Origin of the sequence: Lysobacter panacisoli, from assembly GCF_009765165.1 — a bacterium.
GTDB classification, from domain to species: Bacteria; Pseudomonadota; Gammaproteobacteria; order Xanthomonadales; family Xanthomonadaceae; genus Lysobacter_J; species Lysobacter_J panacisoli.
This window is the reverse complement of sequence record NZ_VLNU01000001.1, coordinates 873,202-899,021: the sequence shown is the minus strand read 5'-3', so window position 1 is coordinate 899,021 and position 25,820 is coordinate 873,202. Positions and strand designations below refer to the sequence as shown.

Sequence of the window (25,820 nt, the reverse complement as noted above, 5' to 3'; positions counted from 1 at the left end):
GGCTTCCATCAGCCTTGGAGCAGAAGCTGGCTCGTGAAGCTGCGTTCGATGCCGCTGAGTGGATCGATGAACGACAGTCGCTTGGCGAGCAACTGCAATGGCGCGGAGTAGTCGCCGGTGGCGCGGTGAAGCAGCGACGGATAGATCGCATCGTTGACGATGGGCGCGCCCATCGCGGCCATGTGCACGCGCAATTGATGCTTTCGGCCCGTGAGCGGTGTCAGTGCATAACGCCAGTGCACCTCGCCGCGCGCGACGACATCGATCCTGGTTTCACTGTTCGCCGGCCCATCGCTCTCCTGCATGCGGAAGAACGGTGCGCCTGCGACCATCCGGCTGGAATGCACGCATGGAAACCCGACGTCCGGCAGTGCGGGTGCGATCGCCTCGTAGCCCTTCTCGATCCGCCGCTCGGGAAACAATGCCTGGTAACGCGCACGCGTGTCCGGGTTGGTCGAGAACAACACCAGTCCGGCGGTGTCCCGGTCGATCCGGTGCAGCGGCGCCAGCGCGTGGTTGCCGGTGCGGCGGATCAGGCGGCCCAGCAGGGTTTCATGGACATGAGCGCCGGCGGGCGCGACGGGCAGGAAGTGCGGCTTGTCCGCCACGAGCAGGTCGGCGTCTGCATGCAGGATGACTTCATCGAACGGGATCAGTGGTTCGTCCGCGACTTCACGGTAGTAATGGACTTCGAGCCCGACGCGATAGGGCGTTTCCGGAGTCAACCGGTTCCCGGCATTGTCGATGACCCGCCCTCGTGCCATCCGCGCCAGCCATTGCGAGCGCGCCACGGCCGGGAACCGCTCGCACAAACAATCGAGGACCGTCGGCCACGCCCCGGGCGGCAACTGCAGTGTGCTGGCCGTGAGTCCATCGATGGCGGGCGGGCGACTGCGCATGCCAGCGTGCTTACTTCAACGACTTGATGTGAGCCACGAACTGATCGATCGCGATCTCGGTGCCTTCCTGCCAACCGGACGCCTTGTTCTCTTCGAGGTCGGCTTCATTCCGATGCAGCGCCGTGAAGACGTAACGGGTTCCGCTGCCGGAGGTTTCCATCGTGGCGATGGCCGTGATCGGAATGTCGTCGAACACCGCCGGGCGATAGCCGGCGAACAGCATGGAGGTCCAGACCAGCCGCTCCATCGGAACGACTTCGACGAAGCAGCCCATGTGCGGCTCCTGGCCTTCGCCCGTCGTGATGCTGAAGATGCCGCCCGGCCGCACGTCCATCTCGCAGTCGACGACTGCGCCCCAAGGCTTGGGCATGTACCACTCCTTGAGGTGTTCCGGTTTCGTCAACGCTTCCCAGACGAGATGCCGGGGCGCATCGACGAACCGCTCGAGAACGAAATCGGTCTTCGGATTGACTTCGAAGGGCCCGCTCATGACTTCGACTCCTTGTGCTTGAGTTGTTTGACGTACTCGTCGAACCGGTCGAATCGGGATTCCCATTCCTGACGTCGCTTGGTCAGCCAATCCTCGGCGAGCTTGAAGCGTTCGGGCGCGATCTCGTACGTGCGTACGCGCCCTTGCTTCTTCGACTTCACCAGTCGGCTGCGTTCGAGCACCGACAGGTGCTGCACGAACGAGGGCAGCTTCATGTCGAACGGTGCAGCCAACTGGGTGACCGTGGCCGGCCCCAGAGACAGCTGCTCCAGGACCTTCCGCCGGGTCGAGTTCGACAAGGCATAGAAGACATCGTCGGCGACTGCGGATTGCGCCATTCAAGCACCGTGCGTTGGGTGGGTTGTCCGATCCGGCACGACGTTTCTAGCACCGGATGAAACTAAGGTCAATACCTAAGTATTGAGTCGGCGGCAAGCGCGCATCAGCGCCGGATCCGGACGTTCGCTGCGCGCCCGGTCGACGCATCCGCGGCGCGTGCTGCGCGTTATTGGTACAGCTCGCCGATCTTGTAGTTCGTGCTGCCGTTCACCTTCGCCGGCAACATGTCATTGGCCACCAGGGCGGTCTTGGCGGCAGCCGAAGTCCCGCCGGGCAAGGGCCGCAGGATGGCGCACCGCTCATCGAGCGCATCCTGGATCTTGTCGATCACCAGATTGGCCGTGCTCTGGTCCATGTTGAGCTTCGTGGTCAGGAATACGTTCGCGCCGCTGGCTCCCGTGTCATCGAGCCACTTCTGCGTCGACTGGGGATCCACGTTCGTTGGGTCGCAGCCGTATGCCTTGATCTCCAGGTCGACCATATCGAGGTAGTCCACCGGCGTCTTGCCATTCCTGCTTATGAACTGCTTGATGTGCACCAGCTCGTGGCGCAGCGCACCGACGGCCATGCCGCGCACGAACAGGAGGGCCTTTGCCTCGTTCAGGCCCAGCTTCTTGCGGGCAAGGTCAATGAGAGCCATGTGCGCCTTGATGTTGTAGAAGACGTCGGTCGTGCTGTTCGTCCATGCGCCCAGCTCGATGGCGATGTATTCCTTGCCATGCTTGTGTTCGGTCATCGGCCGCAGGTTGATCCCCTGCATCGAAAGGCCGGATGCCTCCGTGTCGATGCGGATCACCGTCAGCAGCAGGTTGTCCAGCAGCGCGGTCATGCTCAACGACGACACCACGCTGGACGACAGTGCACTGAACGCCGCCGCGTTGGCCACACCACCACCGAGCGCATTGGTGGTCGCGGCGATCTGGCTAGGCGAGACGCCCGTGGCGGCGGTCTCGGCGAACACGAACTCGCTCGATGCGCCATTGCCCACGGCGCCGCCGCTGTCGCCTGCGCTCCCGGCTGCCTGGAACTCGCTCTGCTGTTCGGTGACGCGGAAGCCGCTGGACGACGGGCTTCGCGCGGCATTCGTGACGCCACGCTGGTCCATGTCGCGGCCGTGGTTGATGCGCGCGCCGTCGGCGGAGATGCTCGATCCGGTGCCGCCGCTTCCGCCGCTACCGCCTCCGCCGCCCCCGTTCTTGTTCGCCTGCGCGGTCTTCCACATGTCAGCGGCTGTCTGGCCCATCGCGACGGCCTGATCGGTGACGGTCTTGAGGTTGGTGCTGGCCAACCGGCCCGCTTCGGTCGCGGCGTCGAGCGTGCCCGCGGACGCGGCCTGGGCCAGCGCCTGCGTACCCGCGAGACCGCTCATGTCGCGGAACATGCTGCCGTTAGCGAGCGCCGTCATCGCCGCCGTGAGTCCGGTCGGCTCCGGCAAGGATGTCGGTGTGAGGACGTTGAGCACCGGGGCGCTGAGCTGGCCCGGCCTGAGGTCCTCGCTTGTGCCGCGACTGCCGGTGGCGACCGGCGCGATCTCCGGCGGCTGCAACGGAATCGGCGAGTCCTGCCAGTTCCAGAAGCGGGTGATGTCGAGCTTCTCGGCGGAATTCGAACGCCCCAGCACGGCTTCGGCGAACACGCCACCGGTGGGGATCGGCACCAGCCGATCGTCGCGCTGCGCAAGGTTCAGCGAGCGATCGCTGAGCAGCTTGCCCCAGGTGGTGCCATCGATCCCTGACGCTTCGCTGTCTTCGACCGGCGCGCGAAGCACCAGGTAGTTGCCGGTCATCGCGAGCGGCTTGGGTTCGACCTGGTCGACCAGCGGCTTCCCGTTCCAGGTGAAGCGCGACAGCAGCATCACCAGCGTCGCGGTGTCGATATTGGCCAGCACCGCCTGCGAGTAGTACGTGCGATTGGCCTGCAGGTGCGCCATGTGTTCCGATTGCGAAACTTCGCGAACCGCCGACGCACGGCGGTTGCGCACCGAGGTCGAGTGCTGCTCGGTGCGGTCGTTCACGCGCTGCGACAGCTCCGCCATGACCGAGCGGTTGCCGATCGACCACGAGCTGCTGCTGGCTCCGCTGCTGGTTTGCGACGACTGCGATGAACTGCTGCTGCCGCCGCCGAAACCGAGCGCGCCCGTGACACCGCTGACCGCGCCGGCGACGCCGCCGCCGATGCTGAAGCCACCGGCCTTGCCCTTGCTGCTCGACTTGGCCCAGCCCGAACTCATCGAGCCGCCGCTCTGCATTTCGTTCGCGACTGCGTTCTGCACTTCGCTGATCGCGCGCGAATGCTCGCTGGCGCTGTCGAGGGCTTCCGTTTCTTCGATGGTTTCCGAGACACTCGCACGCGTCCTGCGCGACCAGTCGATCACGGCGATCCGCGTCGCCTCGCCGGGTGCGAGGGCGAGCGAATGCAGCATGTGCCCCAGCGTGATTCCCTTCGCGTACCACGACTGCGAAAGCGTGACGAGCGCACCGATCGCCGGTTGACCAAAACCGGAGGGATCGTCGACCACGGGCTGCAGCGAGATGGTTCCGGTCAGTGGCTGCTGATCCGGACTGGCGGCCATGCCCAGCATGACGAGTGAGTCGTAGTAGACCCGTTCCGTCGGATACTCGCCCAGGCGCGGACGCAACGCTTCGGCGTGTACGTCCTCGCCTTCGACGATGGCACCGCTGGCCTCGCCGAGCAGGCGCCGTGCGACCTCGCGCGGCGGCCACAGGGCGAACTCGCGGATCGTCGTGGTGCCCAGTGCCTGCTTGATCTGCGTGGCATCCTCGTCGGAGATTCCACGCAACGATTCGAGCGCGCGCGATGCCGCTTCCTCGGGTTCGTCCGGCGCCGCTGGTTCCAGCAGGTGCGTCCCGGAGGTGCCGGGTTCGGCGCTGTCCAGCGCCATCGCCGCGGCGGCGTTCGCGAACAGCCACGACGCCCCGAGGTCGAACACCGTCTCCACGCCGATGCGCTTGAGCGCCGTCGCCGCCGCATCGCTGACGCCGAACAGGGCGGAGGTGGGCTTCTGCAGGACTTCGTCCAGCGCGAGGCCCTGGAAACCTGTTTTGAGATGGTCGCCGACGTCGGGCATGACTGCCGCTCCCTGGCCGTGGTGGGCGGTCTGCGCGACGCGCGCGCTGGCCTCGGGCACCGGTCACTTTCCCGGCTCCATCCAGAAGCAACGCGATCACCGCGGGGGATCGGACAGAGCGCTCGTCTTGGCCCGTGAGACGGGACACTGTTCTAGTCGCCATCACCGCGCGTCACCATCGCATCCATGACCCGATCCCGCATCGATCCATCGCTCGTTCTCGCCTGGCAGACCGCGCATTCCGTTGCGCGGGACGCGCCAGCCCCTGTTCATGACCGCGGCGGTTTCCGGGTGGACACCGATTCCGAGAAGGAAGTGAAGCGCTGGGTGTTTCCGGAGCTATGCGATGGGCTGCGGGAAATCGCGCATGACATCGTGGTTCCACGGCACTACCTGAAGCTGTGCGGTACCAACGACGAGCTGCGAAGTAACGTGCCGGCGCGTTGGGAGGTTCAGCCCGAAAGCTATTTCATGACGGCGGCAGCAGCTGTCGTCGATACACGGCCGCTGCCGGAGGGATACCGGATGGAGCTTCATCGGGTCGGCCCGGTTACGCGGGCCTCAGTCATCGCACCGGATGGCGATCTGGCTGCAAATGGATGCGCGGCGGAAACCGAAGCTGCCTTCGTCTACGATCGAATCGAGACCGCGCAGGATCACCGGCGAAAGGGATTGGGCATTGCGATAATGGGCGCGCTTGCAAGCGCCAGAAGATCCCTCACGACGCCGCAATTCCTCGTCGCGACAGAGGACGGCCGTCAACTCTATGCGCGGCTGGGTTGGACCATGCTCGTCCCCTTCGCTACCGCGACGATTCCGGGAGATTGAGCCCGACGTCGCCGTGCTCGCGCTGGTAGCGCACCAGCTGCACCAGCGCGGCGCGGGCATCGCCGACCACCAGCGGTGCAGGCACGGACAGCATCAGGTTCAGCGGCAGGCCGAACTCCTCGATGCTCCAGCCGTGCACGTCGAGCACGCCGTCGGGGCCGATCGCCTGCGGGTGCCGCTCGCGGATGCGCTCGGCGAAGCTGCCGTGTTCCGGGATGTAACCGAACACCGGCTTGCCCTTGGCCACCGCGTAACCGACTTCGAAGCAGGTGCCGCTGTCGGGCTCAGGGCCGCGGAAGAAATCCAGGTTCGCCAGCACCGCATCGGCACGTTCGATCAGGCCGATGTTGGCCCGGTAGATCCACGTCGCCTGCTCGGCGGGATCGGTGATGTGCGCCGGCACGTCCTGGTCGAGCGGGAACAACCCCTCGATGCCGAACTCCGCGCACAGCGCCTTCAGTTGTTGCCCGCATGCGTGCGCATCGGGACGGAACACGTCCGGGCCGGCCAGGTAGAGGGAGCGGATCATGCGGAGCGTCCGGTGCGGGGGACGCCATTGTCGGCCGACTGCGATCTTCGTGCATCCAGCGGCGAGGGCGGGCGGGGTGTACTAGTCTGGCAACCGCATGGCCGCGATGCGCCCGAACCACCGGAACGAGAATCCATGAATACCCCTGACACCGCCCATCCCCAGATCTGGGTCGATGCCGACGCATGCCCCGGCGTGATCAAGGAGATCCTGTTCCGCGCGGCGGAACGCGCGCAGGTGCACGTCACGCTCGTGGCCAACCAATGGATACGCGTTCCCGCGTCGCGCTACCTCCGCGCGTTGCAGGTGCAGGGCGGGTTCGACGTGGCCGACAGCGAGATCGTCGAACGCATGCGCGCCGGCGACCTGGTGGTCACGCAGGACATTCCACTGGCCGCGCGCGTGATCGAAAAAGGCGGCGTGGCGGTGAATCCACGCGGCGAGCGCTACAGCCCGGAAAACATGGCCGAGCGCCTGTCGATGCGCAACTTCATGGAAGAACTGCGCGGCGCCGGCGTCCAGACCGGCGGCCCGCCCGCCTTCCATGCGCGCGATCGACAGGCGTTCGCCAACCAGCTCGACCGCTGGCTGGCGCAGTTGCCAAAACGCGGTGGGGCGTCGGGCGGTGTGTGAATCGCGCGTTCGCATCCGATGAGCCGACGCGATGTGCGGATGTGCATCTGTCGGGCTGCGCAGTGCTAATGTCCGCTCCCGGGGCGTTGTGGTCTTCCTGGGGGATGCCAATGAAATTCAATCTTCGGTTGCTGCGCATCCTTCTGAAGTTCGGCATGCCCGCCATTTGGCTTCTGGTTCCGCTGTTGGCGGTGTACGGATGGCTCTCGCCCTGGTCGCCCGCGGCCGCACCACTTGCCCGCTATGGCGATCAAACGCCGGTGCTCATCGGTATTTCGGAGCGGTCGCATTACTCCCTGCAATCCCATGACGTCAGATCGGCTCGTTCGTACGTCCTCTTTCCGAGCGCTCTGAGCGATCCAAGGATCGTCACCGTGGTTCAGGAGCATGGCGCGGCCGCGACCGTGGAAGAGTCGACGTCCGGGTTCTGGATATACCTGGCTTCTCTCGCCCTTTATGGCGTGGGTACCTGGTGGTTCTGGTTCCGGCGTACGCGCCCCGATGCCTCGTCCAAGGCAAGCCAGATTCACTCGAGCTAGCTCAAGCCCAGTGAGCGTTCTGTTCTTCGACTGCGCGTCGTGCGACCGGAAACAAAAAAGGAGGCGCCGCGCGCCTCCCACCCTCAATTTATAGAACAGCAGGGGGCTTGCGGCAAGGCCCTGCGCGTGATGCAGCATCGCCGGCCTGTCGGAACGACAGCCAACGGAGCGATGCGATGAACGATGCGCAGACGTACTACCACGGCACCAAGGCCGATCTCGACGTGGGCGATCTGATCGCGCCCGGATACACGTCCAACTACGGCACGCGCAGACAAGCCGCGTTCGTCTACCTGTCCGCGACGCTGGAAGCCGCGACCTGGGGCGCGGAACTCGCCGTCGGAAGCGGGCGCGGCAGGATCTACATCGTCGAGCCGACAGGTCCCATCGAGGACGATCCGAACCTCACGGACAAGCGCTTCCCGGGGAATCCCACGAAGTCGTACCGGTCCCGCGATCCCTTCCGCGTCGTCGGTGAAGTCGCGGATTGGACCGGCCACTCGGACGAGCAGCTCCGGCAGATGCATGCGCATCTCGATGAACTCAGGCGGCAAGGTGTCGAAGCGATCGAGGAGTGAACGTCGTCGACCGCTTCGAGCGCGGTGTCTGCGGAAGCGTGGTTACACCGCGCTTCCGGCCGCGTGCCCCGACGCCCACGCCCACTGGAAGTTGTAACCGCCGAGCCAGCCGGTGACGTCGATGACTTCGCCGATGAAATACAGGCCGGTCACGCGCTTGGACTGCATCGTGCTCGACGACAGTTCGTCGGTGTCGACGCCGCCCAGAGTGACTTCGGCGGTGCGATAGCCTTCCGTGCCGCTGGCCACCAGCGCCCAGTCGTCGAGGACCTGGGCGATCTCGCGCAACTGCGGCACGTTGTACTGCTTCATCGGGCGATTCGGCAGCCAGTGCTCGCACAGGCGCTGGGCGAAGCGTTTCGGCATCACGTCGCCGAGCACGGTCTTGAGTTCCGCCGAAGGGCGCTCGCGCTGCCACTGTTGCAGCGCTTCCAGTGCGTCCTGCCCCGGCAGCAGGTCGAGGCGCAGCTCTTCGCCGGGTTGCCAGTACGAAGAGATCTGCAGGATCGCCGGACCGCTGACGCCGCGGTGCGTGACCAGCATGTAGTTGCTGAAGCTGGCGCCGTTGGATTGCGCGGTCACCGGCAGCGCGACGCCGCTGAGATCGGCGAGGCGTTCCTGGTGCTTTCCGCTGAGCGTCAACGGCACCAGACCCGCGCGCGTAGGCAGCACGGTGTGGCCGAACTGGCGCGCAAGCTCGTAACCGAAACCGCTGGCGCCCATGCTCGGGATCGACAGTCCACCGCTGGCGACGACCAGCACGGGCGAGGAGAACGTGCCGTGGCTGGTGTGCAGGCGGAAACGGGCTTCGTCGCTGTCGCCGTGGCCGACGCGCTCGATGCTGCAGCTCGTCTCCACGCGCACGCCGGCCTCATGACATTCGTCGAGCAGCATCTTCACGATGAGCTTGGACGAGACGTCGCAGAACAGCTGGCCCAGTTCCTTCTCGTGGTAGGCGATGCCGTGGCGTTCGACCATGTCGATGAAGTGCCACGGCGTGTAGCGCGCCAGCGCCGACTTGCAGAAGTGCGGATTGGCCGAGAGGTAGTTCGCGGGCGTGGTGCCGGTGTTGGTGAAGTTGCAGCGCCCGCCGCCGGACATCAGGATCTTCTTGCCGACGCGATTGGCGTGCTCGACGACGAGTACGCGCTTGCCACGCCGGCCTGCGGTCAGCGCGCACATCAAGCCGGCAGCGCCGCCGCCGATCACGATCGTGTCGAAATGCGCGCTCACACCGGACGTCCGCGATCAGGCCGGTTGCGTGGCCGGCGCCATGCGCGTGCGCGGACGCAGTGCGACGGTGCCGGCATCGCCCATCAACTGCAGTTCGCCGTCCTGGATCAGCGCGTTGAAGCGCATGCTGCGTTCGATCATCGCGGCCAGTGCGTCGACGTCCGCCGTATCGATGTCGATGACGGTGAGGTTGTCCAGGCGCGCGAGCGAAGACGCGTTCTTGTCCCACCACAGGTCGGCGGCGCGTCCACCGTAGGTGACCACGACCACCTGTCGCGAGCGCCCGCAGGCCTTGCGGATGCGCGACTCGTCGGGCTGGCCGAGGTCTATCCACAGTTCGATGTCGCCGGTGTAGTCGCGACGCCACAGGTCGGGCTCTTCTTCGTTGCTCAGTCCCTTGCCGAACTCCAGGCGATCGCTGGCGTGCAGCGCGAACGCGACCAGCCGCACCATCAGCCGCTGGTCGGTCTCCGACGGATGCTGGGCGAGGGTGAGCGGGTAGGTTGCGTAGTGGTGCCGGTCGAGGTCGCTGAGCTGCAGCTCGGCCTTGACCACGGTCGCCTTGAGCGCCATGTGCGGATGCCTTGGGGCGAGGAATGGAGCCGCATTCTAGGCGTTGCGGGTGACGGGCGCCTGACCCGGGCGGCGGCGGCCCACAGGAGTGCTAATGTCCGCTCCCGGGCGACGCATGCCACGCTCGTCGCCACGGGGAACCATCATCGCGACCTGGGGAGGTTGGACGGATGAAGCCGCTGCGAAAGTGGGTCAGGATCTCTCCATTGCTGCTGGCCGGTTGCGTCGGCAGTGGCGCGACGACGTGGTCTCCGGTCTCGTGCTCCTGCACCGATGCCTGGGAGACAGTGTCCGCCAGCATCGGCGCCCGCGACGTGCACGAGCCGGAACAGCTCACCGCGCGGGTCATCGCCGATGCCATGCGCGACCGGTTCGCCGGCCAACCGATACAGGCATCCGATCTTCCGTTCACTGCTTCGACCGGCTGCACCGACGGCGCGACGCCCGACCGGGCGGTGCATTGCACCTGGTGGATCTGGGAATCCGGCGGCCGGAAGAAGGGCTACGAGGTGCTCGTACGCACGGACGCGAAGGGAATCTTCCGCAACGTGGCGGTTACTCCGATCGACATGCAGGAGTAGGGCGCGCGCTGGCCTGTAAAAGTCGATGGTGACGTTAGCGCCTGCAACGCCTGCCGGAATCGGGACTGACGACGCGGCAGGTGGGCCAGCAGGGAACGAAGACGCTGGATGGGGACTCAACGGCTCACAGGGGACGACGATGGAACGTATGACGTGTGCGTGGCTTTTGCCTTTGCTGCTCGTGGGTGGATGCTCCACCAAACTCCACAGCAACCTGATCGATGCGGGCACTCCGCCCGGGCCCGGCGTCCTGTACACCTTGCCCAGGGCCACGTTCGACGCCGAGGTGACCTTCCTTGTCGTCGGATGCGAACGCAAGGCGGGCCTGGATGTCCTCAAGTACGAGATCGGCGCCGGCACGGTTCGCCAGTACCTGACGCCTGATCCGACGGAAACCTATCGCATCCCGTACAACGAGCTGAGCGCGCCGACCAAGGTGACCTCCGTCGACATCGCGATGTATCCGACCGGCATGATCAAGTCGATCAATTCCGAGGTCGACGACCGCACCTCGCAGGTGATGTCCGCCGTCGCCGGCACCTTCCTCAATCTCGCCAAGGCCTACGCCACGACGATCACGCCGATGTCCGGCTCCGCAGCGCCCGGCAACTGCGACACGAACCTCGAACAGACGCTGGCGGCGCGACGAAAACTGCTTTACACGGACCTGCCGAAGGCCAAGGCGGACGACGAAACCCTGCGCGCCGCGCAGAAGAAAGTGGACGACACGACGACGAAACTGCATGCGGCCAACGCGCAACTCGCCGCGGCCCAGGAAGCGAAGGACGCCGCGGCCGTGCCGAAGCACAAGTCGGAGATCGCGAACCTGCAGGCGACCCTCAAGACCCAACAGGCGGCGGTGGCCGGGAAACAGGAACGCGCGCCGGCGGTCATGGCCGACCTGGCCAGGGAAGAGGCGGCGCTGTCCGTCAAGGCATATCTGTCGGGGTGGACTCCGAAGCCGGGCAAGCTCTCCGTCTCGATCTCCGCAAAGCAGGACGAGCTGAAGGAGATCTATCGGGCCATCACCAACAAGCCTTTGACGTCCAGTCTGGTGGGCGACTTCACTGCGACCCTCGCCGTCGAGGTGGAGTCGCTTCCTGCGGCCGCCGTCACGCCGCCAGCGCAGGGACAGGCGCCCGCCTCGTACGAAGGACTCGTCTATCGCCTTCCCGCGGTGGGCGCGTTGAAAGTGTCTACGGCCGGTTCCTCCAATGGGCTGGTTCGCCAGAGCAGCGTGAGTCTTCCGCAGTTCGGCACGAAGGGCGCGATCTGGCTGCGCAATCGTCCGTTCGACAAGAACTCCGTGGTCGCGGCGTTCAACGAAGACGGCTCGCTGGTCAGCGTGGGCTTCAAGTCCGAAGCGCAGGCCGAGCGTGCGGCGCTTGCGGCGCAGGAGACGTCGAAGTCGCTGGTGGATCTGATGCAGCTGCGTCTCGATACGCTCCGCGCGCAGGCCGACGCGAAGGACGAGGCAGCGAAGAAGGCACAACAGGCGCAGCTGGACTCGATCGATCACCAGATCGCGGTGCTGAACAAGCAGCGTTCGCTCAGCGAAGCCTCGCAACCCAGCAAGGATGCGCTGGACATCGAGAAGGAGCGGCTTGGCAAGGAAATCGAAGTCGAGAAGTTGCGCCAGCAGTTGGCGGAACTGCAGAAGGAGGCTGGGGCATGAGGCACGCCGGCGCGGCTGTCCTCGCCCTCGGGCTCGCATTCGGTTCCGCGCACGCACAGGGCGCCGCCAGCCCCGCGCAATCGCAGCCTGCGCCGGCAGCCGCGCTCGACAAGCTGAAACTGGAACGCCTGGAGCAGTCGTCGCCCGCCAAGATGCAGCTGCTCAAGGCGGGGCAGTCCACGCTCCGCGATCCGCTCATCCGGGAGGCGTTCGAACGCGACCTGGTGCGCGTGCCGGCACTGGAGGCGATGGAGAGCCTCCGTGTGCGTCAGGTGCTCGCGGACTCGGTCCAGCTCGCTTCCGATCCCGACCTGGCGGCATCGCTCGAACTGGCGGGCTACAGCGTGGACGGCCTGCGCAAGGTGGCCAGCGGCAATGCGCTGGAGGCGGGCGCACAACTGGAGGCACTGGAGCAGCGCTTCGGTCGGGACAAGCTGGGCCGGATGACGCTGGGTACGTCCGCGGTGATGATCGTGCGCCCGCAACCGATGTTCCCCGACAACTTCGCTCCCGGCATCCTTCCCACGGGCCAAGCGCTTGCTGCGGCACTCAAGGGTCATCGCATCGACGACATGGTGTGGCGTCGCGGTCTGACCTATGCCGGTGCGCTGAGCACCACGGGATCCCGGCCCGTCATCTACTGTTCCGGCACGGTCGTCGCTCGCCAGTGGTTGCTGACCGCGGCGCATTGCCTTACCGAGATCAGCCCGGGCAAGCCGCCCGGGCCGGACACGTTGCGCGTCTACCTTCCATTCCAGGGCGGGACGGAACAGGTGTTGACCGCCGTGGGCCACGTCAACCGCGACATGAAAGCGGTGCGTGTCGATCAGGTCACCTGGATTGGCGACGAGATCGGCGTTCCTTACCCGGCATCCGAGCAGGCGATCCACGATCTTTCGAGCCAGGGTGCGGATATCGCGCTGCTTAGATTGAACGCACAGGACCTCAAGGCGTTGCCCAACCCGATCCCGGACGTGCGCTTGGCGGGGCGCATGGGCGAGGGCATCCACAGTCTCGTCGGATATGGCCGGACAGATGGTGGCTTGCCCGCGGGCCTGAGCCTGCTCGTAGGTCTGCGCGAAGACCCTCCGTACGACGTGGACAATGTCCTCTACTACGGGAAGGCCGAGGCCGTTGGCAACGGTGGCTTCTGTTCCGGCGACTCGGGTGGCGGTGCATTCGCGGGCCAGGTCAACGGCACGCAGGCCCGTCTCGACATGGTCGGCGTGATCAGTGCGTTGTCCGATAGCGGGGACGGAACGGCGACCATCTGCCTGGCGGGAACCCAGATGTTGTCGTCCGTGGTGAGCGCGCGCAATCGCACTTATCTGTGCGGGAAGGTTCCAGAGGCCTGCAAGGATTGAGGGGGCGGCGCGGGCCTCGCCCGCGCCGTCACAAGGCCAGCCGCTCGCGCAGCTCACGCGCCTGTCGGCGCGACACATCGACGCGGCTGCCATCGCGCAGTTCCAGTTCGTAGCCGTCATGCACGGCAAGATCGACCGCCTTGACCATGCGCAGGTTCACCAGCGTGTTGCGGTTGGCGCGGAAGAACATGGCCGGGTCCAGGCGCGATTCCAGCGCCGACAGGCTGCGGCCCAGCAGCGCGCACTCATCGCGGAACCACACGCGCGCATAGTTGCCGTCGACGACGATGCGCACGATCTCGCGCACGGCGACGAACCAGCAGCGTTCGCCTTCACGCAGGAAAACCTGGTCGTCGGGGCCCAGCGCACCGCGCGGTTCCATGATGGGCTCCGGTGCCGCCAGTCGCGCCCGCGCGCGCTGCAGTGCCTCGCCCAGTCGCGCCGGTTCGACCGGCTTGACCAGATAGTCGAGCGCGTTGGTTTCGAACGCGCGCACGGCGTAGGTGTCGTACGCCGTGGTGAACACCACCGACGGCGTGGATTCCAGTCCGTCGAGCACATCGAAGCCGGTGCCGGACGGCATCTGGATATCGAGCAGCACGACGTCCGGCCGGGAGCTTTCGATCGCCGCGCGCGCCGCCGGCACGTCGTCGGCTTCGCCGATCACTTCGACATCGGGAATCGCCGCGAGAAGGGTGCGCAGTTCCTGCCGCGCCAGTCGGGTGTCGTCGACGATCAGCACGCGCACGGGACGGGCGCTCATTGCGGCAGCTCCAGGCGGGCGAGGACGCGAGTGTCGTCCTGCAGGAGTTCGAACGTGCCCGGTGCATCCGCGCGTTGCAGGCGCGTGCGCAGGTAGGCGAGGCCGACGCCGCGACGCGACGGATCGACCGTGATTCGACCGGGGCTTCCGACTTCCAGTCGCAAGCGCCCATGCTCGCGACGCGCGCTCAAGGTGAGGTCGCCGCCGCCGGGCTGGTTCGCGATGCCGTGCTTGATCGCGTTCTCGACCAGCAGTTGCAGCGCCATCGGTGGCAGCTTGGCGTCGAGCGCATTCGCGTCGATGTCGCGGCGCACGCGCAGGCGCTCCTCGTAATGCACGCTCTCGACCGCGAGGTAGTCGTCGACCACCGCGATCTCCTCGCCGAGCGTCGCCCAGTCGCGCTGGCTGTGCTCGAGCGCGTGGCGCAGGATGTTGGACAGGCGCGTCACGGTTTCGCGCGCCCGTGCCGGGTCTTCGTTGATCAGGGCGCGCACGTTGTTGAGCGCATTGAACACGAAGTGCGGATTGAGCCGCGCGCGCAGGGCGTCGAGTTCGAGCGCGCTGCGCTGCGATTCGGCGCGCAGTCGCGCGATCTCGCCGTGACGGTAGCGGCCCAGCGCCTGCCAGCCCGCCCAGAACGCCACCCACAGGCCGATGATGATGGCGATGTTGGTCCAGTAGCCGACCATCTGCGCGAGGCTGCTGCGCCCGGGCAGCACGATCCAGCCCAGCGCGTCGGCGGCGTTGAGCAGCAACGTGGTGAACAGAAGCGTCGCCAGTGCGCCCAACACGATGCTCGCTGCGAGGATCAGCGCGAACCGGCCGTTGCCGCGTTCGAGCCACTGCCGGCGCACGGCGACGATGCGCAGCGTGCTGGTGACCGCCCACACGCCGAAGCCGAGCGCGATGGAGACCATCCATGCGCTGGCGTCGAGTCGCGCGAACTGGGAGAAGAACAGCACGTTCATCGCGGCATAGGCGATGCCGTAGAGGCTGTTCACGCAGACGAAGCGCAGTTCGTTCCGGGTCATCGTGTCATCCGCTCGGGTTCGTCGGCATGCGACAAGGCCGGCACGCGGCCGGCCTTGTCGGATGCGCATTGCGATTTACATGCCGGCCTGCGGCGCAGCGTCGATGAATCCCCGCACCTGCGCCTGCAGCCACTTCGGATCATCCCACATCAGGAAGTGGAGGCCAGCGTCGCTGAGGGCAATCTTCGCGCCGGGCAGGTTCGCGTACTCGCGCTTGAAGATCGCCTCGGTGGATTCGCGGGTGGCGCCGTACTGCGCGTAGCCGGCCCACGCGCCGAGCACGAGGGTCGGCGTGCGGATGGTGGACAGTTGCGGGCGCAGGTCGATGGTCATCAGTTCGTACATGGCCTGTGCGGTGGTGGTGCGGTCGCTGGCTTCGCCCCAGCGCACCAGCGTCTCGATGCGTTCCGGCGCCTGCGCCATGCCCTTCACCGCGGCGACGGTGCCGGCGCGATAGGCGGCGGAATCCTGCGCGAGCATCTGTCGGCGCATGCCGTCGGCCATCGGGCGCGTGGCGTCGGGCGTCGCGGCGGGATTGGTCGCGGCAGGGAAGAACGGCAGCGAATCGACCACGACGAGGCGATCGAGCAACTCCGGCTTCGCGATGGCGATCTGCATGCCCAGCTCGCCGCCGAGGCTGTGGCCCATCACCACCGGATTGCGCAGGCGGCGGGCCTCGATGTAGGCCAGCACGCGATCACGCATGTCGGCCAGCCACGCATCGCGGCTGGCGTCCTTGGCCGCCGGCAGGCCGGCGAAGCCAGGCAGCTGGACGAGGTGGCACTGCACGCGGTCGGCCTGCAGCGCCGCGCAGGTCTCGCGCCAGGTATCGGCGCCACTGTTGAGGCCGGGGATCATCACGACCGGTCGGCCCTTGCCGATCACTTCGACCTGCAGGCCGTTGAACTCCTGCGGGGCCGCGAACGCGCGGCCGGACAGCAGCAGGACGGCGAACATCGCGTAACCGGTCAGGCGGAACAGGGACTTGCGGATCACGGTAGGTCTCCAACGGTGGGTGTGGAGACAGCGTGCCGGTCGCCGCGAAGGCCCGGTCGAAGAAAATGAGGAGCGGCCGCCACGCCGGGCGAGCGGCGGACGGGGCGCCCGAGCGGCGACCCGTCCGTGCAGGCCGCCGCCGGATTCCTGGCCTGCGCTCAGCCCGGATGGATCTCCACGGTCACCGCATGGATCCGCCCGCTGAACTTGAACGGCAGCGTGTAGGTCCAGTCCACCGCGGAGCCGTTGTCCATGCCGACGTCGAGGCCTTCGCCGATGGAAAACTGGATCGGAATGGTGCGTTCGAGCCGGCCCTTCGCGATCTGCTTGCCGTTCGCACTCAGCGTGACCGTGCCGCCCTTGCCCATGCCGCCGCCGTCGTAGTCGAACTGCACCACGATCGTCGCCTTGCCCTTGGGCAGGGCGGTGTCAGCGGCGAAGGTCGGGCGTTCGATGCCGAGGAAGTTGTAGACGAACGTCGGCTTGCCGTCGCGCAGGTAGAGCCCATAACCGCCTTCCGATCCGCCCTGGGTGATGAGCATGCCCTGCGCCTTGTTGTCTGGCAGTTCGACATCGGCCGTGATCGTCCACGATTTGTTGAGCATGGGGAGGCACGCCGCGTCGGGCAGCGCGAGCATCCCTTCGTAGTACGTCGCCTTCGTGCGCTTGCCGACCAGGCTGGGACGCCCCATCGCTTCGGCGTTCATGCGGATCGTGCCGCGCCAGTCGATCGGCAGCACGCTGTATTTCGATGCTTCGGCCCACCACAGGTCCTGAAGCTCGCGAAGCTTGTCTGGGTGGTCTGCGGCGATGTCGTTGGCCTGAGAGAAGTCCTCGTCGAGCTTGTACAGCTCCCACGCCTGCTTGTCCGGATTCCAGTCCTCGGGCCGCACCGGCTGCCACGGCGCGAACGACGTCGCCGACGCCATCCACCCATCGTGGTAGAGGCCGCGATTGCATGCCAGCTCGAAGTACTGCGTGCGGCGCCTGCTCGGCGCCTTCGCGTCGTCGAAGGTGAATCCGAAGCTGATCCCTTCGATGTCCTTCTGCTGGACGCCATTGAGCACGCGCGGCGCGGTGATCCCGCACACCTCGTAGAGCGTCGGCACGATGTCGATCACGTGCAGGAACTGCTCGCGCAGGCCGCCGCGATCCTTGATGCGCGCGGGCCAGCTGATGATCATCGGATTGCGCGTTCCGCCGAAGTGGCTCGCGACCTGCTTGGTCCACTGGAACGGCGCGTTCATCGCATGCGCCCACGACGACGGGAAGTGGTTGAAGTGTTTCGGCCCGCCAAGTTCGTCGATGGCCTTGAGGTTGTCCTGCCACTTCTCGGCGAAGCCGTTGAAGAACAGGTTCTCGTTGAGCGAACCTTCCAGCCCACCTTCCGCGCTGGAACCATTGTCGCCGGCGATATAGATGATGATCGTGTTGTCCGCGTCGGGCAGCGCCTTAACCGCATCGACGATTCGACCCATCGCGACATCGACCTGCGCGCCATAGGCGGCGAAGACTTCCATCATCCGCGCGTACAGCCGCTTCTGCTCATCGTTGAGGCCATCCCACGCGGGCAGACCCTTGGAGCGCTCGGTCAGCTTCGTGTCCTTCGGCACCACGCCGAGCTTCTTCTGGCGCTCGAGCGTCTGCTCGCGGTAGGCGTCCCAGCCCATGTCGAACTGACCCTTGAACTTGTCGATCCACTCCTTCGGTGCCTGGTGTGGTGCGTGCGTGGCGCCCGGGGCGACGTAGAGGAAATACGGCTTGTCCGGCGCGATGCTCTTGGCCTTGCGCACCCAAGCGATCGCGCGATCCGCAAGATCTTCGGTGAGGTGATAGTCCGGATCGTCGGAGGCGGGCACGAGATCGCGGTTCTCGAACAGCAACGGATTCCAGTGGTTCATGTCGCCGGCGTTGAAGCCGTAGAAGTAATCGAAACCAAGCCCGTTCGCCCAGCGATCGTACGGACCGGCGGCGCTGAGTTCCCACGTCGGCGTGTTGTGGTTCTTGCCGATCCACGCAGTCATGTAGCCGTTCTGTCGCAGCACTTCGCCGACGGTGCCGCACTCGCGCGGCAGAACGCAGCAGTAGCCGTCGTAGCCGGTGGCCATTTCGGTGATGCCAGCAAACGCAGCGGAATGGTGGTTGCGACCGGTGATAAGCGCCGCACGCGTGGGGCTGCACAACGCCGTCGTATGGAACCGGTTGTAGCGAAGACCCTCGGCGGCGAGGCGATCCATCGTCGGCGAGGGAACGCCACCGCCGAAGGTCGAGAACTGCCCGAAGCCGACGTCGTCGAGCAGGATCAGCACGATGTTCGGCGCGCCTGTCGGTGGCTGCACGGGCTGCGGGAACTGCGCTGGATCTGAATCGGCGTAGGTGCGTCCGACCTGGCCGGTGAAGTGGAAGTCGGGTCGCGGCAGCGTGTCGGGTGTGCCCGGCTTCGAGGGGTCGGTCTTGGCCATGCCGATTCTCCATTCCTTGCTGACGGGAATCGGGATTCTTGGCTTGCCGGTGTGGATTCGATGTGAGGCGGGCAGCGCCGGTACGACGCGATCGTGGCGTTGCCATTCACGATCTCGGCGGTCTGCATCGGTGGTGCTGTTGGCAACTTTGGTCCGGTAGAGGCGCGATCCTGTTGTCGTCGTGCTGGCACGGCTGATGTTGCGCTCAATCAAGACAACAGGAAGTTGCGCGAAAGATTCATCGGGTCGACAAGCGTGCGCTTCGTCGCATCCGCCATTGAAGAGCGAGAATCAGTGCACATCCCGCGTGTGGACTCGGCGACATGACGCCGCTGTACTGCGAATCTACGTTCGCCGCGGCGTCCAGGCATCGCCAACCCTGTGCGCTGCGAAGAACTCCCAACCAAGACGAAAGACGCGCTGCGCAAGGCGTTCCGATGTCTCTTCTTCTCGTGGTGCGGAGTGATTAGGACTCTTCCGATTCCGAGTGACAGCTCGAATGCTGATCATGCCGCGGCCCGCAACGAACGGTTAACGAAACCGCACGCAGCGGCGCAGGCGCATTCCGCTTTACGCACGTGTGTGGCCGGAGCGAGTGCAGCATCCAACCATCCATAGGATTCTTATGAAGAAGACTCTCCTCTCCGCTGTCCTGGCCTCCACCTTTGTCGCTGCCATCGCGCCGGCAGCCGCTTTCGCGTCGGACGGCACCATCACCTTTACCGGCAACATCGTCGCCAACACCTGCACCATCAAGAACATTGGCGGAGACGACCCGAACGCCAAGGACTTCACGGTTCTTCTGCCGAATGTCCAGAACACGGGGCTGTCCACTGCCAACGTCAAGGCTGGCGCCACGAACTTCTCGCTCGTCCTTGGAGGTCCTGGCCAGACCGGTTGCGTGGATAACAAGACCGCCTACGTCTATTGGGAGCCGAGCAGTCCGCAGATCAATCCGACCACCGGCGGTCTGAAGAACACGGGCACCGCGACGAACGTCGAAGTAGTGCTGATGAACAGGGCTACCGGCGCCGAGATCAATCTGAACCAGAGCACGGGCCCTGCCAATCCGACCGCCGTGATCACGGGCAACACCGCCCAGCTGGATTTCCAGGCCGCTTACAAGGCGATCGGCGGTGCGGCTACGGCAGGCACGGTCAACACCAACGTCACTTATACGGTGGCCTACAACTGATCGATACGGCTAGCCGTTCGATAGAAATGGCGTGGGCGCTTCTGCGCCCACGCCACTCGTCCCCGACAGGGAACGACGTTTGCATCAAGTCACGACTCTACAGGTGAGCTCAGTGGTCATGAGGATTCTAGTCCGGGCGGCGTTCGCCCTTTGCCTTGCATTCGGCGGCGCCGCAAGCGTGGCGCACGCCGAAATCCAGATCCAGGGCACGCGCGTCATCTATCCGGCCAATGAGCGCGAAGTCACCGTGAAGCTGGCAAACGTGGGTAATGCCACACGTCTGGTCCAGTCCTGGGTGGATACCGGAAATCCGGCCGAAACGGCCGAAACGGCCAAGACGCCATTCACTCTCACGCCACCGATGGCGCGCATCGAACCGGGCAAAGGTCAGGTCCTGCGCATGTTCTACACCGGCGATGCCGCGATGCCGAAGGACCGCGAGACCGTCTTCTGGCTCAACGTGCTGGAGATCCCACCGCGGCCGACCAACGGTGACGGTTCCAACTACATGCAGTTCGCGGTGCGCAGCCGAATCAAGGTGTTCTTCCGCCCTGAGGGCCTTCCGCAAAGTGGTCCCCTGGCCGCGGCCGAGCAGCTTCGCTGGCGCCTGACGCAGAAGGATGGAAAGCCTGCGGTGGAGTGCGCGAATGGCTCCGCCTACAACGTGTCCTTCAGCGCAGTGGGTCTCAAGGGCTACCGGAAGCGGACCGTGTTCGGTGGCGGCATGGTGCCGGCCTTCGGCACTCAGGTGTTCGCACTGGACGAGGTAAGCAGTGTCCCCGGCGATGCCAAGGTCTCCTTCAGCGTCATCAATGACCAGGGTGGATTCGTCGAGATGGAAGCGACGCTGCCTCGCTGAGACCTGACGCATTGACGGAAATCAGCGCCTCCATTTCGAAATTCGCTCGCTCGGCTCCAGGCGCCAACGCAAAACGCGACGGGCGCAGGCACTCGAACACACAACCCTCGTCGTCTCCGCTTCGCCATTGCGAAGCGGAGTCCGCGAGGCGAATAGACAAGGCAACGACAGAATGCATTCGCAACGACATCATCGGAACGTCGATCCAGTCAACACCTGGCGCGGCCCACAAATGAAGCCGCTGAGCCTGGTGGTGCTGAGCGCACTGGGATACCTGCCGTCGATCGCGAGTGCAGCACCGGCGCCGGAACCCGCGCCAGACCCCACGCCGGAGCCGGTCACGCAGTTCGACACGGCGTTCCTCGGCGAGTCGGTGGCCGACATGTCGCGCTTCGAGCGCGCGAACGTCGTCCTTCCGGGCGACTACAGCGTCGACGTGTTCGTCAACCAGAGTTGGTTGGGACGCGAGTCCGTCAGCTTCCGAGCGCCTTCGGCGAGTGAGAGTGCCAAGCCCTGCCTGACGCCTGCGCTGCTCGAAGGCTTCGGCGTCGACATGGTCAAGCTGGAGACCGTCGCGCCGGGCAGCCAGGCGCAGGAATGCATCGACCTGGAATCGGTCATTCCCGACTCGCGCGTCACCTACGACGGCGGCGAACTGCGGCTCGACCTGTCGATTCCCCAGGCATCGATGAACCGTCGCACCCGCGGCTACGTCAATCCCAAGAGTTGGGACGACGGCGTCACGGCGGCAATGCTCAACTACACGTTCAACACGTATCACAGCGAACTACGCGGATTCGAGGGGCAGTTGTCCGCATCGCTGGGCATCGACGCAGGCCTGAACATTGGTGGTTGGCGTATCCGCCAACGCTCGCACTTCCAGTGGGCCAAGGGGTCGCATGGCCACGAGGACGTCAGCCACTGGCAGAACACCGCCACTTACGCCCAGCACGACATCACACCTTGGCGCTCTCAGCTGACACTGGGTGATACGAGCACCACGGGCGAGATCTTCGACTCGCTCCCGTTCCGTGGCGTCCGCATTGCCAGCGACGACCGCATGCTGCCGGACTCGCTGGTCGGCTACGCGCCGACGGTACGGGGCGTGGCGCAGACCAACGCGCATGTCGAGATCCGCCAGAACGGATACATCGTCTACGAGACGACTGTCGCGCCTGGTCCGTTCGAGATTGCCGACCTGTATGCCAGTGGATATGGCGGAGATTTGGAAGTCACCGTTACCGAAGCGGACGGCCGCGTCAGCACTTTCGTGGTCCCATATGGCAACGTGCCGCAGTTGCTGCGCCCCGGCTCCTCGCGCTACTCCGCGACCATCGGCCAAGTGCGCAGCTACTCCCGTTCGGGTGCTGACCTCGGTCCTCTGGTCGCCGAGGGAACCTACCAGCGCGGCATCAACAATTTCATGACCCTTTACGGCGGTGCGCAGGCGGCCGAGCGAAGCCTCTACAGCGGCGTGCTCGCCGGTGCGGCCTTCGCGACGCCCATCGGCGCCGTCGCCGCCGACATCACCTACTCGAAGGCCAAGTTCGCTGGGGCGGACGATTCACTGACGGGTCGCAGCGCCCGCGTGACCTATAGCAAGAGCATCCCGGAGACGCATACCGACTTCGCGTTGGCTGCTTACCGCTACTCCAGTCGCGGATACATCGGCCTCGCGGAAGCCGCGGCGCTCGACCAAGGCATCAGAGATGGCTTGCTGGTCGCGCCCGACAACAGCGGCTTCGGCCGCCAGCGAAGTCGCTTCCAATTGAGTCTCAACCAGCGTCTGGGCGAACGCGCCGGCTCACTGTTCGCCAGCGGCTCGCGCAGCGACTACTGGGATCGCCAGTTCGTCGATACCAGCTACCAGCTGGGCTGGTCCAATACGTTCCGTTCACTAAGCTACGGCATCAGTGCCAACCGTACGCGCGACCTGGCGGGTCGTTACGACAACCAGTACTACGTGAGCCTGCGCATGCCGTTGGGCAGCCCCACGGGCCGGTCCATCGATGCCAATGCACCTCAGCTCTCGCTCGCGTCCAACCACGGTCCGCGAGGCGATGCCGTTCGCGCGACGGTGGGAGGCTCCGGTGGTCGCGACCAGGAGTTCAACTACTCGGTCTCGGCGACCAGCGACAGCAGCAGCGGCCGCAACGACGCCAACGTCGGCACCAGCCTGCAGTACCGCGCACCGTATGCAAGCCTCGGTGGCAGCTACACCTATGCCCGCAACTACCAGCAGGCATCGCTCAGCGCCAGTGGCGCCATCGTGGCGCATCCCGGTGGCGTGACCTTCAGTCAGCCGCTGGGTGAAACCATTGCCGTCGTCCATGCCAAGGGCGCGGCCGGCGCGCACATTCCGACCCACTACAACCTCAAGCTGGATCGTCGCGGCTATGCAGTGGTGAGCAACCTCATGCCATACCGCATGAACGACATCCAGGTGGATCCGAAGGGACTCGGCATGGACGTGGAACTCGACACCACTTTGCAGCGCGTCGCACCGCGAGCCGGTGCAGTGGTCGCGGTCTCCTTCGACACCAGTCTGGGTCGTGCGTTCTTCGTTCGCGGACTAATGCAGGACGGCAAGACCCTGCCGTTCGGCGCGCAGGTGCTGGACGAACACGGCATCGAGATCGGTCTGGTCGGGCAGAACGGCCTGGCCTTCGTGCGCAGCCCCGCCGACAGCGGAAACCTGACAGTCAAGTGGGGTGGTGGCCCGGACCAGGCCTGCTCCATGCCGTACCACGTGCCCGCATCGGGCAAGGGCAATGGGTACCAGCAGGTCGATGCGCAGTGCACGTTCCAGCGCATCCAATCCTCAGCGAGCCTGCAGTGAGCTCAACGGCCATGTCATCGAACCTTTGTGAGGCAAGCAACCACATGACCGCTTCGTTCAAGAAGAACCTTCGCTCCGTCGCTGCGCTGATGCTGCTGGCACTTGCATGGCAGGCGCCGGAAGCACGCGCGACTGCTTGTGTTGGAGGTTGGCCTGGCTCATCCCCGGCTGTTCCTAGCGGAACGGGTCAGATAGTCCCCAGGATGGGCACCGCATCGCTCCTTCCACCCGAGTTCAGGCCAGCGGGGGAACTGCTAATAGAGCAGAAGACCCCCTTTCCGATTGGCTCAAAGCTGATCTTCCTGACGTGCCCTGACAACGTCGGCGGTTCGTATGAGTGGCAGATTGCCGCAGACCTTGCTCTCGGCGAGCCGGTGCCAGGGCTGTCGGGCGTCTACAGGACTGGCGTTCCCGGTGTCGGCTACCGGATGACACTGCGCATCGACACCACGAGCCACGCTTCGCCGAGCTTCGCTTCTGCAAACGTGCTGAATACCCAGACGGTTCCGCTGGGCTCGCAGACCGTGGTCGTACCGGTGGGCGGCGGCAGTGGGATGTTCCCGAATGACTACCTCAAGATCGACCCCGTTCTGATCCTTGAGTTTGTGTCCACTGGCGAGGTCATCAAGGATGGGACTTTCCAGATTCCAGAAGTGCTGCTTTCGATCAGGGACACGGGCGGAGCCTCGATCCTGACCCATCGATTTCAGGGCGGGCGGCACACCATCACCATTCCGCGGCCTACCTGCAGCGTGACGCCGTCAAAAACGGTGATCATGCCGACCATCTCGCCGTCGGCCAGCGCTGTGGGCACTCCGGTGGGCTCCATAGTGGATTTCGACATGCAACTGACGGGTTGCACGAACGTGGCGGAATTCAGTTCGTATCAAGTCGCCTATCGCATCGATCCGGCACCAGGTGTCAGCAAGATTGCCGGCGCGGGAACCGGCGGTGGCGACGTGCTCACGTTAGGGTCGGGTTCGACCGCGAGCGGCGTCGGCATCCAGATTTTCGAGGGAGTCACCGAAGGTCCAGGCTCGGTCTACACGACCCAGGCCATCCCATTCGGCGTCCCGCTCCGGGCCAACAACGTCAACTACGGTCTTCCGGGTCTGCCCACTTACACGCTGCCATTCCGCGCCCAGTACGTCGCAACCAGCCCGAACATCACGGCCGGCAACGTTAGCACTCAGGCGGTGATCTCAATCACCTACGACTGACCTGGAGTACCGCGCACGACTGACGCTTCCATGCCGCATGGTCGAGAGCTGTCCGGATGGAAGCCGCCAGCTCGGTAACGCGGAGCCAAAGAACCAGACGATTCCCATGTAATCGCTCGGTCACCTCACGGAGCATGGCGGTTCGACACGCGCCGTGCTTCCAGTCAGGGGCGCGCGGACACCAACAAGCATGACTCGCAGACCTCCGTGCCTTGCGAGTCAACTATGAGACATGTGAGATGGAAACGACGAGCAAGCTGAACAAGATCACGCCCAAGTTCTGGAATACGCGTTACGGCGCCATCAACGCGGTATCGGACGACAACATGATCGTGCATTCGCTGGAGCGTTACGGCGAGTGGGCGGAAAGCGAGCTCGACCTCCTGAGCGGTGTCCTTCAGGAAGGCGCGACGGTCCTGCAGGTTGGCGCGGAATATGGCGCCCACGCGCTGTGGCTGTCGCAGACAGTCGGTCCAGAAGGCGAAGTCCATGTGTTCGACGCCGATCGCATGGCCAATCTGCAGCTGTGCGCCAACGCTGCACTTAACGGCGTGGCGAACATCTACGGTTACGTCACAGGCGCGGAATCCAAGCGCGACGTCATCGTCGATGCGCTCAGCCTGGAGAAGCTGCAGCTGATCAAGATCAACCCGACCGGAACACTCCAGTCGGTGCTCGGAGGCGCGGGCGACTCGATCCGCAAGCACAAGCCATATCTCTACTTCCGAGTGGGCTCGCCGGAACTGACTGATGCTGGCGGCGATCCTGATCGCCGCCGTTTCCTGTGGCCGCTTCCAACGCAACACGCCTGGAGGTGGCGAAGCCGCCGGCTCTCCTGCCGGGGGGCAGGCAATCACGCAGCCAGTGCAGGACGACGAGCAGGAACCCTTCGCGCATCCGAACGACACCGTCGACGACGACCACAGTGCTCATTCAACGCAACGGGCGCGGCCTCATTCCGTCGGCTCGTCCCTGGCGCTTCATGGTCCTGCGGACCGACTAGGAAGCGCCTCGCACCGAAGTGCCGCGATCCGCGCTTCACTGACCCCGCGGGCTGACCCGGTAGTCGAATCGATGTACGCAAACACAGAGACCCGCGCGGATGA

Annotated in this window: 23 protein-coding genes; 12 read left to right on the top strand and 11 right to left on the bottom strand. The window is 65.3% G+C overall.

Features of this window, described 5'->3' with window-relative positions:
* Positions 1 to 8: 8 nt before the first annotated feature.
* From FOF45_RS04470 to FOF45_RS04455, 4 genes are all read right to left on the bottom strand, one after another.
* Positions 9 to 899 carry a pseudouridine synthase gene (locus tag FOF45_RS04470; RefSeq protein ID WP_158982797.1) on the bottom strand — a complete coding sequence of 297 codons (891 nt, stop codon included), beginning with the start codon at positions 897 to 899 and terminating at the stop codon, positions 9 to 11.
* Positions 900 to 909: 10 nt separating this feature from the next.
* The gene (locus FOF45_RS04465) at positions 910 to 1,389 is read right to left on the bottom strand and encodes an SRPBCC domain-containing protein (protein WP_158982796.1); all 480 of its coding nucleotides are present in this window, start codon (positions 1,387 to 1,389) and stop codon (positions 910 to 912) included.
* Complete coding sequence (locus tag FOF45_RS04460; protein WP_158982795.1) at positions 1,386 to 1,727, bottom strand: ArsR/SmtB family transcription factor; 342 nt, start codon at positions 1,725 to 1,727, stop codon at positions 1,386 to 1,388. Before FOF45_RS04460 ends, FOF45_RS04465 begins: the two co-directional genes overlap by 4 nt.
* 167 nt (positions 1,728 to 1,894) lie before the next feature.
* Positions 1,895 to 4,876 carry a death domain-containing protein gene (locus FOF45_RS04455; RefSeq protein ID WP_158982794.1) on the bottom strand — a complete coding sequence of 994 codons (2,982 nt, stop codon included), beginning with the start codon at positions 4,874 to 4,876 and terminating at the stop codon, positions 1,895 to 1,897.
* A 126-nt stretch (positions 4,877 to 5,002) separates the two neighbouring features.
* Between FOF45_RS04455 and FOF45_RS04450 the strand changes: the two genes are divergently transcribed.
* Positions 5,003 to 5,644: a GNAT family N-acetyltransferase gene (locus tag FOF45_RS04450; protein ID WP_158982793.1), complete on the top strand. Its 642-nt coding sequence runs from the start codon at positions 5,003 to 5,005 to the stop codon at positions 5,642 to 5,644.
* On the opposite strand, the gene FOF45_RS04445 is transcribed toward FOF45_RS04450, so the two are convergent.
* Positions 5,619 to 6,173 carry a nucleoside 2-deoxyribosyltransferase gene (locus FOF45_RS04445; RefSeq protein WP_158982792.1) on the bottom strand — a complete coding sequence of 185 codons (555 nt, stop codon included), beginning with the start codon at positions 6,171 to 6,173 and terminating at the stop codon, positions 5,619 to 5,621. The two genes, FOF45_RS04450 and FOF45_RS04445, sit on opposite strands and share 26 nt — an antisense overlap.
* Positions 6,174 to 6,308: 135 nt before the next feature.
* Between FOF45_RS04445 and FOF45_RS04440 the strand changes: the two genes are divergently transcribed.
* From FOF45_RS04440 to arr, 3 genes are all read left to right on the top strand, one after another.
* Complete coding sequence (locus tag FOF45_RS04440; RefSeq protein WP_158982791.1) at positions 6,309 to 6,806, top strand: YaiI/YqxD family protein; 498 nt, start codon at positions 6,309 to 6,311, stop codon at positions 6,804 to 6,806.
* Between the two features lie 110 nt (positions 6,807 to 6,916).
* Complete coding sequence (locus tag FOF45_RS04435) at positions 6,917 to 7,345, top strand: hypothetical protein (protein ID WP_158982790.1); 429 nt, start codon at positions 6,917 to 6,919, stop codon at positions 7,343 to 7,345.
* A gap of 176 nt (positions 7,346 to 7,521) precedes the next feature.
* A complete protein-coding gene (gene arr / locus FOF45_RS04430; protein WP_158982789.1) occupies positions 7,522 to 7,923 on the top strand; it encodes an NAD(+)--rifampin ADP-ribosyltransferase in 402 nt (133 codons plus the stop codon).
* A 42-nt stretch (positions 7,924 to 7,965) separates the two neighbouring features.
* On the opposite strand, the gene FOF45_RS04425 is transcribed toward arr, so the two are convergent.
* Entirely contained in the window at positions 7,966 to 9,105 is a 1,140-nt protein-coding gene (locus tag FOF45_RS04425; RefSeq protein ID WP_233264200.1) for a BaiN/RdsA family NAD(P)/FAD-dependent oxidoreductase, read from the bottom strand.
* A gap of 66 nt (positions 9,106 to 9,171) precedes the next feature.
* The gene (locus tag FOF45_RS04420) at positions 9,172 to 9,729 is read right to left on the bottom strand and encodes a YaeQ family protein (protein ID WP_158982787.1); all 558 of its coding nucleotides are present in this window, start codon (positions 9,727 to 9,729) and stop codon (positions 9,172 to 9,174) included.
* Between the two features lie 206 nt (positions 9,730 to 9,935).
* On the opposite strand from FOF45_RS04420, the gene FOF45_RS04415 reads away from it, so the two are divergent.
* The 3 genes from FOF45_RS04415 to FOF45_RS04405 all read left to right on the top strand — a co-directional run bounded on the left by FOF45_RS04415 (position 9,936) and on the right by FOF45_RS04405 (position 13,349).
* Entirely contained in the window at positions 9,936 to 10,310 is a 375-nt protein-coding gene (locus FOF45_RS04415; protein ID WP_158982786.1) for a hypothetical protein, read from the top strand.
* Between the two features lie 139 nt (positions 10,311 to 10,449).
* The gene (locus FOF45_RS04410; protein WP_158982785.1) at positions 10,450 to 11,985 is read left to right on the top strand and encodes a hypothetical protein; all 1,536 of its coding nucleotides are present in this window, start codon (positions 10,450 to 10,452) and stop codon (positions 11,983 to 11,985) included.
* Positions 11,986 to 12,137: 152 nt separating this feature from the next.
* Positions 12,138 to 13,349 (top strand): trypsin-like serine protease, encoded by a 1,212-nt coding sequence (locus FOF45_RS04405; protein WP_158982784.1) that lies wholly within the window; start codon positions 12,138 to 12,140, stop codon positions 13,347 to 13,349.
* Positions 13,350 to 13,377: 28 nt separating this feature from the next.
* On the opposite strand, the gene FOF45_RS04400 is transcribed toward FOF45_RS04405, so the two are convergent.
* From FOF45_RS04400 to FOF45_RS04385, 4 genes are all read right to left on the bottom strand, one after another.
* Positions 13,378 to 14,112 (bottom strand): LytR/AlgR family response regulator transcription factor, encoded by a 735-nt coding sequence (locus FOF45_RS04400; RefSeq protein WP_158982783.1) that lies wholly within the window; start codon positions 14,110 to 14,112, stop codon positions 13,378 to 13,380.
* A complete protein-coding gene (locus FOF45_RS04395) occupies positions 14,109 to 15,143 on the bottom strand; it encodes a sensor histidine kinase (RefSeq protein WP_158982782.1) in 1,035 nt (344 codons plus the stop codon). The genes FOF45_RS04400 and FOF45_RS04395 overlap by 4 nt, the downstream gene beginning before the upstream one ends.
* Before the next feature lie 75 nt (positions 15,144 to 15,218).
* Positions 15,219 to 16,100 carry an alpha/beta fold hydrolase gene (locus tag FOF45_RS04390; protein ID WP_158987221.1) on the bottom strand — a complete coding sequence of 294 codons (882 nt, stop codon included), beginning with the start codon at positions 16,098 to 16,100 and terminating at the stop codon, positions 15,219 to 15,221.
* Positions 16,101 to 16,297: 197 nt separating this feature from the next.
* On the bottom strand, positions 16,298 to 18,601 hold the full coding sequence (locus FOF45_RS04385) for an arylsulfatase (protein WP_158982781.1): 2,304 nt from the start codon (positions 18,599 to 18,601) through the stop codon (positions 16,298 to 16,300).
* A 625-nt stretch (positions 18,602 to 19,226) separates the two neighbouring features.
* Between FOF45_RS04385 and FOF45_RS04380 the strand changes: the two genes are divergently transcribed.
* The 5 genes from FOF45_RS04380 (at position 19,227) to FOF45_RS04360 (ending at position 25,772) form a co-directional block, all read left to right on the top strand.
* The gene (locus FOF45_RS04380; protein ID WP_158982780.1) at positions 19,227 to 19,796 is read left to right on the top strand and encodes a fimbrial protein; all 570 of its coding nucleotides are present in this window, start codon (positions 19,227 to 19,229) and stop codon (positions 19,794 to 19,796) included.
* A gap of 103 nt (positions 19,797 to 19,899) precedes the next feature.
* Positions 19,900 to 20,655, top strand: coding sequence for a fimbrial biogenesis chaperone (locus tag FOF45_RS04375; protein ID WP_233264044.1), 756 nt, complete (start codon positions 19,900 to 19,902; stop codon positions 20,653 to 20,655).
* A 232-nt stretch (positions 20,656 to 20,887) separates the two neighbouring features.
* Positions 20,888 to 23,494 carry a fimbria/pilus outer membrane usher protein gene (locus tag FOF45_RS04370; RefSeq protein WP_158982779.1) on the top strand — a complete coding sequence of 869 codons (2,607 nt, stop codon included), beginning with the start codon at positions 20,888 to 20,890 and terminating at the stop codon, positions 23,492 to 23,494.
* A gap of 203 nt (positions 23,495 to 23,697) precedes the next feature.
* Positions 23,698 to 24,714 carry a fimbrial protein gene (locus tag FOF45_RS04365; protein ID WP_158982778.1) on the top strand — a complete coding sequence of 339 codons (1,017 nt, stop codon included), beginning with the start codon at positions 23,698 to 23,700 and terminating at the stop codon, positions 24,712 to 24,714.
* A 239-nt stretch (positions 24,715 to 24,953) separates the two neighbouring features.
* On the top strand, positions 24,954 to 25,772 hold the full coding sequence (locus tag FOF45_RS04360) for a class I SAM-dependent methyltransferase (protein WP_158982777.1): 819 nt from the start codon (positions 24,954 to 24,956) through the stop codon (positions 25,770 to 25,772).
* Positions 25,773 to 25,820 lie beyond the last annotated feature (48 nt).